The organism is Streptomyces sp. SID4985 (assembly GCF_009863025.1).
Lineage (GTDB): Bacteria > Actinomycetota > Actinomycetes > Streptomycetales > Streptomycetaceae > Streptomyces.
In genome coordinates this window covers 17,355-33,151 of the sequence record NZ_WWIR01000660.1, presented here as the reverse complement: position 1 = coordinate 33,151, position 15,797 = coordinate 17,355, and the positions used below count along the sequence as shown (strand labels likewise).

Genomic DNA, 15,797 nt, shown 5'->3' with positions numbered 1-15,797 from the left:
GGCCTCGGCCGCCGCCTCCACCGGCGCCTGCGCCGGGCGCGCGCGTCGCCACCGGGTCAGCCGCATCGCGACCGTGTCGGTGTAGCGGGCGGTCAGCGGGCCGACGACGACCAGGATCAGCACATACGCCGTGGCCAGCGGGCCGAGCCGGGAATCGATCCCCGAGGTGACGGCGAGTCCGGCGATGACGATGGAGAACTCCCCGCGCGCCACCAGCGTGCCGCCCGCCCGCCACCGGCCGCGTTCGGACACCCCCGCTCTCCGCGCCGCCCAGTAACCCGTGGCGATCTTGGTGAGGGCGGTGACGACGGCCAGCGCGAGCGCGGGCAGCAGCACCGGCGGGATGCTGGCCGGGTCGGTGTGCAGGCCGAAGAACACGAAGAACACGGCCGCGAACAGGTCCCGCAGCGGCGCCAGCAGATTGTGGGCGCCCTCGGCGACCTCGCCGGAGAGCGCGATGCCCACCAGGAAGGCGCCCACCGCCGCCGACACCTGGAGCTTCTGTGCCACGCCCGCGACCAGCAGGGTCAGGCCCAGCACGACAAGGAGCAGCTTCTCCGGGTCGTCGCTGGAGACGAACCGCGAGATGACCCGGCCGTAGCGCACCGCGACCAGCAGGACGATCCCGGCGACGCCGAGCGCCACGGCGAGCGTGACGCTGCCCGCCGCGAGCCCGGTCCCGGCCAGCAGTGCGGTGATCACCGGCAGATAGACCGCCATCGACAGATCCTCGAGGACGAGGATGCTGAGGATCACCGGTGTCTCGCGGTTGCCGAGACGCCCCAGGTCGCCGAGGACCTTGGCGATGACGCCGGAGGACGAGATCCAGGTGATGCCCGCGAGGACCACGGCGGCGATGGGGCCCCAGCCGAGTATCAGGGCCATCGCGGCGCCGGGCAGCGCGTTGAGCGCGGCGTCCACGAGTCCCGCCGGGTACTGCGTCCGCAGGTTGGAGACGAGATCGCCCGCCGTGTACTCCAGGCCCAGCATGAGCAGCAGCAGGATCACGCCGATCTCGGCGCCGATCGCCACGAACTCCTCGCTCGCGCCGAGGGGCAGCAGACCGCCTTCCCCGAAGGCGAGGCCCGCCAGCAGATAGAGGGGGATGGGCGAGAAGCGCAGCCGGGCGGCGAGGCGGCCGAGCAGCCCGAGGGCCAGGATGATGGCGCCGAATTCGATCAGGAAGACCGCGGAGGAGTGCATCCCGATCACTCCCTGCCGAGGATGGCCGCGGCCGCGTCGACGCCCTCGCGGGTGCCGATCACGATGAGCGTGTCCCCGCCGGCCAGCCGGAAGCCGGGGCCGGGAGAGGGGATGGCGTCCGCGCGGCGCAGCACCGCCACGATCGACACGCCGGTCTCGGTGCGCATCCGCGTGTCGCCGAGCAGCCGTCCGTTCCAGTGCGAGACCGAGGACAGCGAGATCCGCTCCGCCACCAGGCCCAGCTCGGTCGTGGACAGCAGGCTCGGGCTGTGGTGCGTCGGCTTCAGCGCCCCGGCGAGGGCGTCCGCCTCCGCGCCGGTCAGCTGGACCGAGAGCGCGCAGGCGTCGGGGTCGTCCTCGCGGTAGGCGCTGAGTGTGCGTGACCCGTCCCGGTGGGCCACCACCGAGAGGCGGCGCCGTTCCTTGCTGGTGAGGTCGTACCGGACGCCGATTCCCGGCAGTGGTGTCCTACTCGTGCGCGCGGCGCCCATGGCGACCCCCCTGACTGACTTGACTGTTTCTTGAAGTGGCCATTACCGGCACCTTATCTTGACGGTGCGCGGCCATGGGGGGAAACGGCCTGGTCAGGTGGTATATATGCCTTTTGCCCCCTGTTTCGGAGGTCGGTCGACTGCCGAAAACAGGGGGAGGGTAAAACGTCCGGACGCCGGGAGCCAGGGGTCAGGGGGGGGGCTCAGCCGCCCATGGTGCCCAGCCGGGCCTCCCGCCACAGGTCGACGCCGCCGTCGGTGGCGTACTTGTCGATTTCGGCCAGCTCCTCGGCGGTGAACTCCAGGTTCTCCAGCGCCGCCACGTTCTGCTCCAGCTGCTCCACCCGTGAGGCGCCGATGACCAGCGAGGTCACCCGCTCGTCCCGCAGCGCCCAGGCCAGCGCCATCTGGGCGAGGGTCTGGCCGCGCCGGGCGGCGATGTCGTTCAGGGCGCGCAGCCGGCCCCGCATCTCCTCGGTCAGCCAGGCCGGGTCGAAGGACTTGCCCTGCGCGGCCCGCGAGTCCTGCGGCACCCCGTCGAGGTAGCGGCCGGTCAGCAGGCCCTGCGCCAGCGCCGTGAAGCCGATGACGCCGAAGCCCTCCTCCTCGGCCGCCTCCAGCAGGCCGTCCGTCTCGATCCAGCGGTTGAGCATGCTGTACGACGGCTGGTGGATCAGCATCGGCGTGCCCAGCTCGCGGAGGATGGCCGCGGCCTGCCGGGTGCGCTCGGCGTCGTAGGAGGAGATGCCCACATAGAGCGCCTTGCCCTGGCGGACGGCCGTGTCGAGCGCCCCCATGGTCTCCTCGAGCGGGGTGCTGGCGTCCAGTCGGTGGGAGTAGAAGATGTCCACATAGTCCAGGCCCATACGCTTCAGCGACTGGTCCAGGGAGGCCAGCACATACTTCCGCGAGCCACCGCCCTGACCGTAGGGTCCGGGCCACATGTCCCAGCCCGCCTTGGTGGAGATCACCATCTCGTCGCGGTACGGCGCGAGGTCCTGCTTCATCAGCCGGCCGAAGTTGATCTCCGCCGAGCCGTAGGGCGGACCGTAGTTGTTCGCCAGGTCGTGGTGGGTGATCCCGAGGTCGAAGGCGCGCAGCGCGATCTCGCGCTGGGACTCGAAGGGGCGGTCGTCGCCGAAGTTGTGCCAGTAGCCCAGGGACAGCAGGGGGAGGTCCAGCCCCGAGCGGCCGGTGCGCCGGTAGCGCATGGTGCCGTCGTAGCGAGCGGGGTCCGCGACGTGGTTCATCGGGTGTTCTCCGGGTGGTGCCGTAGGGGGTGCCCCGAGACAAATAGGGGCTGGTCCACCCTGCGCCTTCAAGATTCGGAAGTCCAACCGCCGTCTGTCATGGAATTGAGCGCCCCGACTTCTTAATCGCCTGTGGGGCTGCATGACCGGTGCGCGGTGAGGCGGGGGCTGAATCACCTATGTGCGTCAGGCCCGGCATTTCCCACCCGCGAGTGTGCGGTTCCCCCATGTGCCTGTTGTCGGTGTGACGTGTGCGGCCGAGGGCACCAGGATGAGGCACAGGGCAATGACCCGGTGCCGCCGGGGTGCCCGCACAACGGCAGTACCGGCGGTGAAGGGAGCGGCACGTGAGCGGTGCGATGTCCGACGGTCAACGACCGCACAGGACGGGAACGAAGGCATCGCAGGCCGTCATGGCGCTGCCGCACCAGGTCCGTGAGGAGCTGACCCGCAGACTGCGCCGCAACCGGGGCGCCTTCGGCAAGGAGGACGTCCAGGTCGTCGAGCGCCCCCTGCTGAAGCGGGCCGTCGGTGCCTCGGCGCTCGGCAACTGCATGGAGTGGTTCGACTTCGGCGTCTACAGCTATCTCGCCGCCACCATCGGCAAGGTCTTCTTCCCCGGCGCCTCCCCGGGCGCGCAGGTCATCTCCTCGTTCGCGACCTTCGCCGCCGCGTTCGTCGTACGGCCCCTCGGCGGCCTCTTCTTCGGCCCGCTCGGCGACCGGCTCGGGCGGCAGAAGGTGCTGGCCACCACCATGATCATGATGGCCCTCGGCACCTTCGCCATCGGCGTCATCCCCGGTTACGCCTCGATCGGCATCGCCGCGCCGATCCTGCTCCTGGTGGCCCGCATGGTGCAGGGCTTCTCCACCGGAGGGGAGTACGGCGGCGCGACCACGTTCGTCGCCGAGTACTCACCCGACCGCAGGCGCGGCTTCCTCTCCAGCTGGCTCGACTTCGGCACCTTCGTCGGCTACGCCCTCGGCTCGGCCCTGGTGACGGCGCTCAACCTGTGGCTCACCGACGCCCAGATGCTCTCCTGGGGCTGGCGCATCCCGTTCCTGGTCGCCGGGCCGCTCGGTGTGATCGGCCTCTATATGCGGCTCAAGCTGGAGGAGTCCCCGGCCTTCCAGCAACAGCTGGACGAGCACGAGAAGAGCCTGGCGCAGGAGTCGGCGGGCAGCGAGTTCAAGGACATCATCCAGCGGCACTGGCGCGGACTGCTCATCTGTATGGGCCTGGTCCTGCTCTACAACGTCACCAACTACATGGTCACCGGTTATCTGCCGACCTACCAGACCGAGACGCTGAAACGTTCCAGTAGTTCCGCCGACGTCCTCGTGCTCATCGGCATGGTGTGGATCGTCATCCTGATCACCTTCCTCGGCCGCCTCAGCGACCGGGTGGGCCGACGCCCGCTGTACGGCTGGGCCGCGGCCGCGATGATCATCCTCGCCATCCCGGCGTTCCTGCTGATCAAGGCCCACGGGACCTGGCTGCCGATCCTCGGCGTGCTGATCCTCGCCACCCTGCTCGCCTGCTTCGCCGCCCCCAGCGCGGCCACCCTGCCCGCCCTGTTCCCCACCGCCGTCCGCTACGCGGCCATGGGCATCGGCTTCAACTTCGCCGTCGCGGCCTTCGGCGGCACGACCCCGCTTGTCACCGCCGCGCTGGTCGACATCACGGGCGACGATCTGATGCCCGCGTACTACCTGATGCTGGCGGGCCTCATCGGCCTCGTGACCGTCAGGTTCCTCCCCGAGACCGCACAGGTACCGCTCAACGGCTCCCGGCCGATGGTGGGGTCGCGGGAGGAGCGGCGCGAGCTGATCACGACGTCGAAGGAGCTGTACGCGCTGGCGCAGGAGCGGGCGGGGACGGGGCGGGGGTGAGGCGGTCGAGGGGCGGCTGGGTGCGGGGCTGAGGGCCGGGACGGGTTTCCCGCCCCGGGCGGTCGCGGGACGCGGTCGGGTCGCGGGCTTCGGCGTGAGCCTCAGGCACCCGAGGGGGTGGCCGATTTGAGCCGCCACCCCTGTCCACCGCAGTCGTGCCGCAGCGGCGGGAAGCGGTGGCCCTTCACGTCGGTGCTGTACTCGTGCGCCCGGGCGCAGTCGCACTCGTAGATCCCGGAGGCGGGAACGACGTCCCCCGGGTGGTACAGCTGGGCAGCGGTCTCGTCACTCATGATTTCTGTGTACAGCGAGCCCTGGGACGGCGCGAGCGGAGCGGAGTGCCGTGCGGCCGGTCCCAGGCCCGCCAGCAGTTGCCCGAGCACGCGCGCCGCGTCCCGCCGACGGTCCGGCCGGGCGGACCACACGGCGGGCAGCACCACTCCGACGAAGGCGCTCAGGAGGGTCAAGGTCAGCAACAGCGCGGGCAGTTCGGCGCAAAGCCGGGACATGGGCTTGTCTCCTTCTTGATGCGGCGGCACGTGGCGTGTCCCAATGACCTTGGCAACAAGGGGACGTTCGGTTCGGGAACGCGGAAGTACGCGAAACCGTGCAGGCGTTGACGCAGGCCGGGACCGCACCGGTCCGTCGTCCGCGCGGAAGCAGCCCGAAGAGCGGGGGTGTGCGGTGGGGGAGACATCCGGCGCGGTGGCGGACTTCTGCGGACTGCTCCGGCGGCTGGTCCGTGGCTGCGGAGTCCCGCAGAGCGACCTGGCGCGGGCCCTGCACCGCAGCGAGCCGGCGGTCTCGGCTCTCCTCAACGCCCGACGGGCCACACCGCCCACCTGGGACGACGTGCTCGGCGTGGTGGATTACTGCCGCACGCGCAGTGGTCCTCGCCCGCCCGCCGGACTGACCTTCGACCGGGGCTGGTGGCGGCTGCGGCTGGAGGAGGTCGAGGCGAACGTCGCCGCTGTTCCCGTACCGCGGACCGGGAGGCAGCGCCCCGGGAAACCCCCTTCCGCCGCGCCGCCACCCCCCGTCGAGGTCGCCCCCGACTTCGCCGGGGCGGTCGAGATCCTGGCCGGCGGACGCCCGGCCTTCCACGGTCTGGCCGAAGAGATCCTGGAGCCGCTGCGGCTGACCGGCGGCACCGGAGCCGACCTGCGCCCGGTGCTGGAGGGGTTCGCGGAGCGGGTCCGGGCGAGCCGCGGCACCGCCCGCACCGCCCTGCTCTGCGCGGCCGACCTGGTCGTCCTCGTGAGCGCGTTCTGCCAGGCCGTCGCGCAGTACGGCATCGTGTACGAGCCCGAGCTGGACCCGACGCGCGACGGCGCGCCCACCGCCGACATCGTGACCGAGCTGGAGCACGTCACCCTCGGCTCCATGAGGGTGGGCACCCCGGCCGATCGCCGCCACGAGATCGAGACGGCCTACTCGTACGCGGCCGACCTCGTCCGTGGAACCGGCGCCCGTGACATCGACCCCGGAGACCTGGCCCGGACCGCCTGGCGCCGCTACGAGACCCTGCTCGACCATGTCCTCTGGGACTGCCCCGAGTTGCGCCTCACCTCCCACCCCGAGGACCCGCCCGAGGCCGTCGAGCCGCCAGCCTCCACCGGCCATACTCTCCCCACCGCGCTCACCGGTCTCGCGGACCTGCTCGAACGGTTCGCCGGAGGCGCCAAGGCACCCGACCACCACCGTCATCTCCTACGCGCGCCCCTCGCGGCAGGCGAAGCGGTGGGGCCGCGCATCCCCACCCTCGGGGCCGGTTACGTCGACCCCGCCTTCCGTGTCGCCTCGTACACCGGCTCCCACGGCTTGTCCCGCGAAGACTGGTGGCTCCGTATGCCGCTGCGGGACGACCTCGCGGAGTTCCTGGCGGCATACCTGCTGACCGATGACGCCACGCATGGCCCCCTGGTGGTCCTAGGCCACCCCGGTAGCGGCAAGTCCCTCCTCACGAAGCTGATCGCCGCCCGCCTCCCTGCCTCGGAGTTCTTCTGTCAGCGCGTGGAACTCCGCCATCTGCCTGCCGACTTGGACATCCGGGACCAGATCGAGGAAGCGCTGTGGCGCTCGACGGGCCGCCGCACTCCCTGGGCCGAGGCCACGGGCCCCGACTCCGGCGTCGTCCGGCTCGTCCTCCTGGACGGTTTCGACGAACTGCTCCAGGCCGCCGCCGACCAGGCCGACCGACAGCGCCACTACGACTACCTGCTGGGAGTGGAACACTTTCAGCGCAACGAGACCGACCAGGGCCGCCCCACCGCCGTGATCGTCACCAGCCGCACGGTCGTGGCCGACCAGGCCCGAACTCCCCCTACCAGCACGGTGATCCGCCTGGAACCGTTCGACGATGCCCGTGTCGCGCACTGGCTGCGGACGTGGAACGCCACGAACCGCCGGTACTTCCTCGACACCGGCCTGCGCCCGCTCACGCCGGAGGCGGTCCGACCGTACCGCGAACTCGCTTCCCAGCCACTCCTGTTGATGATGTTGGCCCTGTACGACGCCTCGGACAACGCGCTCTCGCGGCAGGAGGACGCCGGGATCGACCGACTCGGCCTGTACGAAAGGCTGTTGGCGGAGTTCGTCCGCCGCCAGGTCAGCAAGCATCAAGGTGCACAACCGGCCCGGACGGAAGCCGTCGAGCGCGAGCTGCAACGCCTGTCCGTCATCGCGGCCGGCATGTTCAACCGCCGCAAGCAGAGCATCACCGCGCACGAGGCGGAAGACGACATGGCCGTCCTCCTCGGCGGTGACGTTCCCGAGCCCTCCCCGCTGCTGTTCGGCCGCTTCTTCTTCATCCACGAGTCCCAGGCGGTGGTCACGCACACGGAGCTGCGGTCCTACGAATTCCTGCACGCCACCTTCGGGGAGTACCTCCTCGCCCGCCTGATCACCGACGAACTGCACTGCCTGCTGATCGACGGCAAGGACACCGACGACGGCCGTCTCCACGCGCTGCTCTCCCACGTACCGCTGAGCGACCGCGCGGAAGCCCTGGCCAACGTGGGGGAGTTGCTCGCGCCGCTGCCTCCCCAACACCGTTCCGAACTGGTCGAGTTACTGGGCCTTCTCTTCCGGCGGACCGTCGAGGACGACTCCCGCCGTACCCGAGTCCTCTACCGTCCGGGCCCGCCTCACCGCACCCGACAGGACGCGGTGTACACCGCGAACCTGCTGCTCCTGGCCGCCCGGGCCGCAAACCCCCTGCCGCTCTCCCGGATCGTCGGCGGCGACGCCACCATGGACCGCTGGCAACGTCAGACCCACCTGTGGCGTTCACAGTTCGGGGAGGCGTCCTGGACCTCCTTCATCACCTCGCTCCGCGTCCAGCCCGCCGCCCGCGCCGCCCGCGACCGCGACCTCGCCGTCCTGCCCGGCACCGAGCCCGCCGCCCTCGACCCGGCCTGGGCGCTCGACCTGATCCACCGTGAAAAACCCACGGGCACCGCACGCATCGTCGAGCAACAGCCGCTCTCCGCACGCCTGCACGCCCTCGCGGCCTTCACCTGGGACACCGACCTCCAGTGTCTGCTCCAGGCCGTGGCACCCCTGCTCGACCGTGTACCGGACGCGTTCACCACGTACCGCTTCGACGGCGACAGCGGCATGTCCGCGGCCCACGACCTGATCGCCCTCATCTGCCGCCCGGACCCTCGGACACCGCACGGACTCCACCCGAATGTCCTCGTCGGCCTGCGCGCGCTCCACGGCGACGACCGCGCCCTCGCCGCTGACCTCGTGGCCCGTCATCTACGCGACGCGGCAGACGAGTTGCCGGTCGAAACCGCCGTCGCCCTGCTGGACGCCCTGACGTCGCCCCAGCACACCGGGTCCGGAGAGGTCGCCGCCCGGACCTGGCTGGTGCTGGCCGACTGTCTTGCCCGGCTGGCCGCCCGCCGGGACGTCTCCCACGCCGAACTCCACCACATCACCAGCCGGTTCCGCCGCGAGGCGCCCGCGCTGGACAACGGCGGAACGGCCGAACTGCGACTGGAGAGCCTGCTGAAGGAAGCCTCGACCACCCACCTGTGGCGGGGAGCCCGCCGACACGACACCGAGACGACTCTCGCCGCCGCCCTCACCCTCCTCGGCCACATCCCGGAGGACCGCCGCCCGCCCACGCTCATGATCGGCCTGCTCCGCCTCGCCCGTGACCTCGGGGCCGACGACTGGCTGGCCGTGCACGCCGAGCGCCTGCTTCTGACCCTGGACCGGGACGGGCTGTGGCAGCTGAGGCCCACGGACGTCGACTGGATGCGTCCCGTCGTACGGGACCGGGGGCTGCGTGCGGAGCTGGACCGTGTCGTGGCGGCCTGGCGGTGACGGGAGTGTCAAGCCCGCACCACTCGACCGGGGTGCGGGGCAGAACGACTTCGGGGGGCGGGTCGTTGGGTCTTAGGCAGGTGGATGTTGTGTCTCCGATGGGATGTGCCGGTGGTGTCGAGTTCGCTGCGGGAGCTGATCAGGAGTAGGTTGGATCGGTTTGGCTGGTCCTATGGCGATGTGGCCCGGCGCGGAGGCATCTCACGCTCCACGGTGCATCACCTGGCGACGGCGCCCCGGCTCGCGCGGATGCCCCAGGAGGCGACGCTGGAGGGTCTGGCCCGGGGCCTCGGCGTCCCGGTGGAGCCGCTGCGGCGCGCGGCGGCCGAGGCGGCGGGCGTCAGCCTCTACTACGAGTCGGTGCCCGAACAGGCCGACCCCGAGGTGGAGATCCTCATCGCGAGCGTGTGCCGGCTCAGCGCGGCGGACCGACGGCATGTGGCGGTCCTGGTGGAATCCCTGCTGACGGCGGGAGCGGAAGAGGGGGAAGAGGCGGGAGGGGAGGGAGGGGCGGAGGAAACGGGGTAGCCGACGGTCCCGTGGTGCGCGGGCCGGTGATCCAGCCGATGACCGTCTGGACGGTGGCCGCGTCCAGTTCCGCGATGTCGAAGACGGCCTGGATGTCGGTGGCGCCGAGCGGGGCGCGCAGGGTGTCGAGCGCGCTGTAGAGGCGGATGCGATGGGCCTGCGGTCCGGCGGTGTCCGCCACAGGGTGAACAGGGAGGTACGGGTGCGCTGTACCGAGCGGGGCTGCTGCTGTGTTCATACCTGTCCGTCAGGGGTTGGGGGCGGCGGTGCGGCCGGTCCTGCCGTGGATGCGGGCCTGACGCATGAGATGTTCGACGGTGCCGTGGCTGACCGTGACGCCGTAGCGGTCGTGGAGTTCCTGGTGGATGCGGCGGTAGCCGTAGGACGCGCCCGACTCGTGATGGATCGTCAGAATCAGCTGTGTGAGCCAGGCGTGGCGCAGGGCGCGGGGTGACGGCGGTCGCTTCCGGTAGGCGTAGTAGCCGGACTCGGAGACACCGAGCAGAGCGACGAGTCTGCTGATCGGGTGTCCGTGCGCGGCTACTTGAGAAACGACCGCGTAGCGCCTTTTGGGGGCATCGCGTCTTTCAGGGCCTCGATCGTCCTGCGGTGCATGAGGATCTCCCGCTCCAACTCCGCGATGCGGCTGCGGGTCTGCGCCGCCTCGGGCCGTGGGATGCGGGTCCTGCGCCAGCGGTAGACGGTCTGCGGCGAGATCCGCAGACGTTGCGCGATCTCCCTGGCGGGACGCCCTTGCGAGAGGAGGTCCATGGCGAGGTCGCGCAGCTCGGGGTGGTGTGGGCTCACTGGGTCACGTCTCCGGTGTCGGGTTTCATGCCGGTCGCCCGGTAACTCGTACGGGCGGAGCCTGACTTCTCTTCCGGGTCGGGTGGTGCGGGCGCCGACTTCCGCCCGGCGGTCCGGCGGTACGGCGGTTTCCGCCGGGGGCCGCGGGGCCCGGCACCGCGTGCGCGGCCGCCGGGCCCCGCTCGGGCCGGCCGGGGTCAGCGCATGTGGCGGTGCATGGTCACGGTGGGCGCGAAGTTGGTGCGCGGATCACGCGCGTCGCCCCGCGGGGCACGCGCCGTCTCGCGGTCGAGGATGACCTTGACCTGCTGCGCGAGCGCGTCCGCCCGCTCCCTGATCCGGGCGATGGGCAGACGCGAGGTGCGCAGCGCCTCCACCTGCCGCTCGATACCGGCGAGTTCGGACCGCGACGCGTTGCTGAGATGGAACTCGCGCGGAGTGGCCACCACGAACTGGTAGGCCGCCGACAGGGTTTCGCAGCCCGCGCAGTGCTCGTTCAACGCCCGGCTGAGGTTGGTGGCGTTGATGAGCCGGGCGTTGCTGCCCGCCGTCGTCACGATCTGGAAGGACAGCGCGACCGAACGGCACGGGGCGTCGGCCGAGCAGCCCGCCGAGACGGCGGTGGCACGGTTGTTGGCGGTGACGGCGACCGTCGGGCCGTACTCGTGGATACGGAAACTCTCGTCGAAGTCGTACATGTGGGTCCTGTCGGCACGGGAGTTGGCGATGTCCACCGCGACCGCCGCCCGGCCGGCCGCGCCGCTCGGGGCGGTGGGCGCGGTCGGGAGGGTGACGGCGGTGGCGGGAACGGTGGCGGTGGCGGCCAGCGCGGCGGTGGCCGCCACGCCGATTCCGGCCATCCGGCTCCTGAGAAGGCCGGTGTGTGGCTTGCGATGTTTCATGACTGGCTCCTGTGGTGGGGGCGGTGTCCGTCCGTGGGCTCGGTCGGGCTCGCCGGGGCGGACGTGGGCGGGACGGTGGTCGGAAGGGGCGGCGCCGACGCGGACTCGGACTCGGAGGGGTCCGGCTCGTCCGAGGAGGACGGCGAGGGTTGCTCCGGCGGCGCGGTCGTGGGACGGGCCGAGGCGGAGCGCGGCGGCTCGTCCGGCGTCGCGGTCGCGGTGACCGGCGGTACGGCGCGCCGCGCGGGGCGGCTGGGGGCGACGGACGTACGGCGGGGCAGCGGACGTACGGCGGAAGGGGTGGCCGTCGGCCGCGACACGGAGGGTGAAGGGGAGCTGGAGGGCTCGGGCGTCGGCTGCGGGGGCCGGGTTGTGGGCGGGGCCGGTTGCAGGACGGGCGTGACCGGTGCCGCCGCCGGGAGCGGCCGGGGGGTGAGCCCCTGCCACCACGCGAACGTCAGACCGAGGATGCCCACGCCGACCGCGGCCGCCAGGACCAGGCGCTTCGTGGGCCGGTCCCGGGTCGAACGGAGCGCGGCTCGCGCCAGACGGACGCCGATCCGGCAGGCCAGATAGATGCCGCCGGCCAACGGGCACAGCAGCATCAGCGTGCCGATGACACCCACGACCCCGGCGCCCGGACGACCGTCGGCGAAGGCCGCGTACGTGCCGTCGCACTGGTGGGCGAGACTGCGTACCGCGGTGGTCAGCAGCCGGGGCAGGTTCCACAGGACGTACGCGGTCTCGGCGGCCAGCACCGGGATCACCGCCAGAACCCAGGCGGTGACCGTGATCCGCGCGGGGCGGTTGAGATCGTGGGCCCCGGCGGCCGTACGACGACGGCGGCCCGGCACCATGTCCAGCAGGACCGGCTTGATCCTGCCGAACAGGTCGGGCACGCCCGCGAGGTCCCCCAGGATGTAGTAGCCGTCCAGCCGGACGATCGGCATCAGCTGTTCGAGGACCTCGAAGTGGGTGAGGTAGAGGGCCGCGAGGAAGACGGGCTGTCCGGTCAGGGCGTACCCGGCCGCCAGCACCAGCATGAAGACGGCGTTGAAGTACACCCCGCCCAGGCCGGTGCGCAGCCGGCCGGCCCGGCCCGCCCGGTACACGTCGGTCACGTCCGTGTACATCGACGGCCAGATCAGGAAGATGCCGCAGCCGATCTTCCCCGGTGCCGCGCCGCTGTAGCGGCAGGCCGAGGCGTGCCCGAACTCGTGGAAGAGCAGCGATGCCACGGTCAGCACGAACAGCGTGATCATCCACACCGGCTGCTCCAGGACCCGCAGCAGCGGGGTGATCGCGCCGTGGACGGCGAACAGCCAGACGTCGACCGCGGCCACCCCGGCCAGCATCAGCGCCACCATCGGCGGCCAGTGCAGCCACGCCAACGCGGAGGCGATCCGCGCCACTTGTTCCTCGCGGAAGATCACCCGGTGGCCGCGCAGCGCCAGCATCAGATCGGAGCGCGGAAGCTTCGTCTCCTGCTCCTGGCCGGGGGCGGGAAGGGTGACCCCGAGCGGGGTGAGCCGCCGCTCCACCAGATACATGACGTTCTGCGCGGTGACCTCGGCGCCGTAGCGGCCACTGACCCGGTGGGACACGGCCTCGGCGGTGCGCACACCGTCGACGGACCCGACGACCAGGTACAGCAGCCTGGACAGCATCAGCATCTGGCCGTCCGCCCGCCGCACCATGTACTTGCGCTCGGTGAACCCCGATCCCCGGTATTCACCGAGCAGTTCGAGACCCGGACTGGGGTGGGGGACATGGAGGGCGGCGGTGTCGGGGTCGGGCGCCGGGTCCGCCGTCGGCGCCGTCGGCGTCGTCACGGTCGGGTCCGACGGCTCCGCCGCGAACCCCTGGCCGTGGTTCAGGCTCTGGTCCTGCTCGTCGTCCCGGTCCTCGCTGTGGCCCTCGTTCCGGTCCTGGATATGGTCCGGGCCGGGACGGGGAGCGGGTACCCGCACCCTGCCCATGAGCGGGTCGTCTCCGGACGGCGTCATGGTGATCTCCACTGCGGGGGAAGTCGATGGGGCGCGTGAGCCGGTACTCCGCGCCCGGGGGGTGATGCCCGAACGGTTCTCCTCCGCGGCCGTACCCGTGGGCAGGCGCGAAGGAGAACCGTTTACGCAGGGGCAGAGCCCGCTGCTGTCGAGCAGCACTCGGGAGGGCGGTGCGAGGACGGGCCGGGCAGATCCGTTTCCTCGCACCGCCCGGCTTGTTACTGGTGGACGCTGATGCCCTGAGCGGCCGAGGACTGGGCCACGGCGAGCGGCGAGTACTGGTTCACCGCGGCGGACTCGTTGTGGGCGTCGATGGTCGCGACCTTCTTGGTCACGCTCGTCAGCTTGGTGAGGTTGAACGAGAACCGGCCCAGCGCCTCGCGGGACGGAAGCAGTTCGGCGGTCTCGGCCTCGAGCTGGTCGATGTTCATCTGGATGCACCTTTCATCGTTGAACGGATCTGTATGTGAAAGGAGTTGGCGCGTTGGGGACGTATGGGCGACCCCGCCTGTCCTGTCACTCCGCTCCCTGGTGTCCGCCGCCGCGCCGGCTCGCCCAGGGGGTAGCGGGCGAGCCGGCGGACAGCGGCGGACGAACCGGTTCGCGGCCCTGCTTCCCCTGTGACCGGGCCATAAGGAGCCCGGTCACAGGGGTCTGAACGGCGAGCCTGCGAGAAGGGAACGCGCAGTGATACAGCCAACTCGCTGTCCAGAGTCTCTGGACGTTTCGTCCGGAGGCGTCGGACAGTAGCCGAAAGGGATCTGACAGTGCAAATCCTCTATATCGGACATAGTTTCAAAATAGACACTCTGTTCCCTTGGGTGGTGGGAGGCGGTGTGGGTGGGGGCGGGAGGTCGTGGGGGTGCCTCCGCCACGCCGACACGTCGGTCGCTGGGGCTGGCGCGGTTCGCCTGGGAGGCAACGGAAGTGACGGGCCGTCGGGCGACCGTGGGCGTACCTCGAAATGCATAGGGCGATATCGGCGCGCCCTCCTGTCGGCGACCATTTGTTTTCTCGATGCGATACTCCGCGATAGGCGGGGCGATGAAGTGGCCGTATTCACGTCGGCGATCACCGTTGGTCAGCTGCGGTGAAGCAGGCGGGGCTTCCGTAAATTCACCTGCTCGGACGCTCGGTGTCGAATCGTCAGGGGTGTGGAGGCAATTCCCTCGAACCCGGCGCTGAGCTGCTGATTCCGTACTCACGTCAAAGCACCGCGCGAAAAGCGGGCGCTCGTGAGACTTGCCTGAGGCGCGAGAAAGGTGATGTAGCGTCAGCCGCATCAACAGGGCCGAACCCGAAACCCTGATGTCCGAAAGGAATTTAGGTGAAGACCTTCGCTAAGGCGGTGGCCGGAGCAGTCTTGACGGCCGGCGTTGTCGTGGTGCCGCTCTCGACGCAGGCGGCCGCCGCTCCGATCTCCGCCGCCTCGACCCCGGTGGCATCGGCGTACCGCACGCTGCCCGCGCAGAACCACGACCACTGGCGGAACGACGACTACCGCCACGGTCGTTACCACTACAACGGCCGCGACTGCCGCCGCTACGACGACTGGCGCCGTCACTGCGACCACCGCAACGGCTGGGACCGCTACGACAACTACCGGGACTGCTTCCCGCGCTGGCGCCGGTAGTCCGGAGAAGGCCCGCGCCGCCCGCCACCGGAAGGACCGGTGGCGGGCGGCGCCGTCATGCGGGGAACGTTTTCGCTTGTGAGTGCGTGGCAGGCCGAATCGTCAGTCGACCCGCACCTCGAACACGGACAGGACATCCCCGTCCATAGTCACGAACCTGTCGGGAACTCCCGTCCCCCACCCCGCCGTCACTCTCTCGAACACGCGGAATTCCGCCGCGTCCAGAACGGCGCGGGCCGCATTGGCCAAATCAGTATTGATCAAATCCGTCCGGTGTGACCCGGTAGCCCCCGGAAACGGCTGTTCCGAGATCAACACCACCGGCTCACCAGTACTGCCGCGGACCACCGCCGTCACCGAAGCTCCGTGCACGAACAGCACGAGCAACCCCTCTCGCCGGAACGGAAATTCCCGAACCATCGATCCCGGCAACGCAAGAGAATAGCCAACAGGTGACCGGAAACAGAGCAAACGGCGCAACAGCCCCCCGATAAAACACATAAGCGATTCCGCTTGTGGTCATGAGTGGCTCACGCGTTCGTCTCTCCGTCAGGGCGTCGGGGCGGCGTCACGCGGTCCTCGCCACGACGTAGTCGGCCGTCGACCGGTTCCATGACCGAGACGAGCAGGTTGTTGGCCGCTGTTGCCTGAATGCGGTTGTGTAAGCGGGTGTTGACGTCCGTGTCGTCCCAAGCCCCTTGCCAGGCAGTGGACATGGGGCCGCCCCGCACCGTGTGGGCGGCGCGGGGC

General features: G+C 70.6%; 14 protein-coding genes and 1 pseudogene. 5 read left to right on the top strand and 10 right to left on the bottom strand.

Annotation, left to right across the window (positions count from 1 at the left end):
• The 3 genes from GTW40_RS28700 to mgrA all read right to left on the bottom strand — a co-directional run.
• Positions 1-1,203 (bottom strand): cation:proton antiporter (locus GTW40_RS28700; RefSeq protein WP_161183046.1); only part of this gene is annotated, 1,203 nt, incomplete at its 3' end.
• Between the two features lie 5 nt (positions 1,204-1,208).
• Positions 1,209-1,694, bottom strand: coding sequence for a cation:proton antiporter regulatory subunit (locus GTW40_RS28695; RefSeq protein ID WP_161183045.1), 486 nt, complete (start codon positions 1,692-1,694; stop codon positions 1,209-1,211).
• Between the two features lie 203 nt (positions 1,695-1,897).
• On the bottom strand, positions 1,898-2,944 hold the full coding sequence (gene mgrA, locus GTW40_RS28690; protein WP_161183044.1) for an L-glyceraldehyde 3-phosphate reductase: 1,047 nt from the start codon (positions 2,942-2,944) through the stop codon (positions 1,898-1,900).
• 359 nt (positions 2,945-3,303) lie between these two features.
• On the opposite strand from mgrA, the gene GTW40_RS28685 reads away from it, so the two are divergent.
• The gene (locus GTW40_RS28685; RefSeq protein ID WP_161183051.1) at positions 3,304-4,836 is read left to right on the top strand and encodes an MFS transporter; all 1,533 of its coding nucleotides are present in this window, start codon (positions 3,304-3,306) and stop codon (positions 4,834-4,836) included.
• 101 nt (positions 4,837-4,937) lie between these two features.
• On the opposite strand, the gene GTW40_RS33410 is transcribed toward GTW40_RS28685, so the two are convergent.
• Complete coding sequence (locus GTW40_RS33410) at positions 4,938-5,345, bottom strand: hypothetical protein (RefSeq protein WP_237525785.1); 408 nt, start codon at positions 5,343-5,345, stop codon at positions 4,938-4,940.
• Between the two features lie 175 nt (positions 5,346-5,520).
• Here GTW40_RS33410 and GTW40_RS28675 point away from each other — a divergent pair, with 175 nt between their 5' ends.
• The 3 genes from GTW40_RS28675 (at position 5,521) to GTW40_RS33640 (ending at position 9,839) form a co-directional block, all read left to right on the top strand.
• Positions 5,521-9,171, top strand: coding sequence for a hypothetical protein (locus tag GTW40_RS28675; RefSeq protein WP_161183043.1), 3,651 nt, complete (start codon positions 5,521-5,523; stop codon positions 9,169-9,171).
• 84 nt (positions 9,172-9,255) lie between these two features.
• Positions 9,256-9,699 carry a helix-turn-helix transcriptional regulator gene (locus GTW40_RS28670; RefSeq protein WP_202486537.1) on the top strand — a complete coding sequence of 148 codons (444 nt, stop codon included), beginning with the start codon at positions 9,256-9,258 and terminating at the stop codon, positions 9,697-9,699.
• Positions 9,700-9,713: 14 nt separating this feature from the next.
• On the top strand, positions 9,714-9,839 hold the full coding sequence (locus GTW40_RS33640) for a hypothetical protein (RefSeq protein ID WP_272919049.1): 126 nt from the start codon (positions 9,714-9,716) through the stop codon (positions 9,837-9,839).
• Positions 9,840-10,239: 400 nt separating this feature from the next.
• Here the strand turns inward: GTW40_RS33640 and GTW40_RS33405 are convergent, their stop codons facing one another.
• The 4 genes from GTW40_RS33405 to GTW40_RS28645 all read right to left on the bottom strand — a co-directional run bounded on the left by GTW40_RS33405 (position 10,240) and on the right by GTW40_RS28645 (position 13,845).
• On the bottom strand, positions 10,240-10,506 hold the full coding sequence (locus GTW40_RS33405) for a helix-turn-helix domain-containing protein (protein ID WP_161183041.1): 267 nt from the start codon (positions 10,504-10,506) through the stop codon (positions 10,240-10,242).
• 197 nt (positions 10,507-10,703) lie between these two features.
• Positions 10,704-11,366: a hypothetical protein gene (locus GTW40_RS28655; protein ID WP_237525784.1), complete on the bottom strand. Its 663-nt coding sequence runs from the start codon at positions 11,364-11,366 to the stop codon at positions 10,704-10,706.
• 38 nt (positions 11,367-11,404) lie between these two features.
• Entirely contained in the window at positions 11,405-13,414 is a 2,010-nt protein-coding gene (locus GTW40_RS28650; RefSeq protein WP_202486536.1) for a M50 family metallopeptidase, read from the bottom strand.
• 218 nt (positions 13,415-13,632) lie between these two features.
• Positions 13,633-13,845, bottom strand: a complete 213-nt coding sequence (locus GTW40_RS28645; protein ID WP_161183038.1) for a hypothetical protein — start codon at positions 13,843-13,845, stop codon at positions 13,633-13,635.
• A 932-nt stretch (positions 13,846-14,777) separates the two neighbouring features.
• Here GTW40_RS28645 and GTW40_RS28640 point away from each other — a divergent pair.
• Positions 14,778-15,047 (top strand): hypothetical protein, encoded by a 270-nt coding sequence (locus GTW40_RS28640; protein WP_161183037.1) that lies wholly within the window; start codon positions 14,778-14,780, stop codon positions 15,045-15,047.
• Positions 15,048-15,149: 102 nt separating this feature from the next.
• Here the strand turns inward: GTW40_RS28640 and GTW40_RS28635 are convergent, their stop codons facing one another.
• Together GTW40_RS28635 and GTW40_RS33400 are read right to left on the bottom strand one after the other, a co-directional pair.
• Positions 15,150-15,428, bottom strand: coding sequence for a hypothetical protein (locus GTW40_RS28635; protein ID WP_161183036.1), 279 nt, complete (start codon positions 15,426-15,428; stop codon positions 15,150-15,152).
• 206 nt (positions 15,429-15,634) lie between these two features.
• Positions 15,635-15,730 (bottom strand): annotated as a pseudogene (locus tag GTW40_RS33400) (GntR family transcriptional regulator); the annotation flags it as partial.
• Positions 15,731-15,797 lie beyond the last annotated feature (67 nt).

What these genes read in the sequence shown, in the direction of transcription:
- GTW40_RS28695 (WP_161183045.1), bottom strand. Translation starts at nt 1,694, where the DNA reads ATGGGCGCCGCGCGCACGAGTAGGACACCACTGCCGGGAATCGGCGTC.
- mgrA (WP_161183044.1), bottom strand. Translation starts at nt 2,944, where the DNA reads ATGAACCACGTCGCGGACCCCGCTCGCTACGACGGCACCATGCGCTAC.
- GTW40_RS28685 (WP_161183051.1), top strand. Translation starts at nt 3,304, where the DNA reads ATGTCCGACGGTCAACGACCGCACAGGACGGGAACGAAGGCATCGCAG.
- GTW40_RS33410 (WP_237525785.1), bottom strand. Translation starts at nt 5,345, where the DNA reads ATGTCCCGGCTTTGCGCCGAACTGCCCGCGCTGTTGCTGACCTTGACC.
- GTW40_RS28670 (WP_202486537.1), top strand. Translation starts at nt 9,256, where the DNA reads ATGTTGTGTCTCCGATGGGATGTGCCGGTGGTGTCGAGTTCGCTGCGG.
- GTW40_RS28655 (WP_237525784.1), bottom strand. Translation starts at nt 11,366, where the DNA reads ATGGCCGGAATCGGCGTGGCGGCCACCGCCGCGCTGGCCGCCACCGCC.
- GTW40_RS28650 (WP_202486536.1), bottom strand. Translation starts at nt 13,414, where the DNA reads ATGACGCCGTCCGGAGACGACCCGCTCATGGGCAGGGTGCGGGTACCC.
- GTW40_RS28645 (WP_161183038.1), bottom strand. Translation starts at nt 13,845, where the DNA reads ATGAACATCGACCAGCTCGAGGCCGAGACCGCCGAACTGCTTCCGTCC.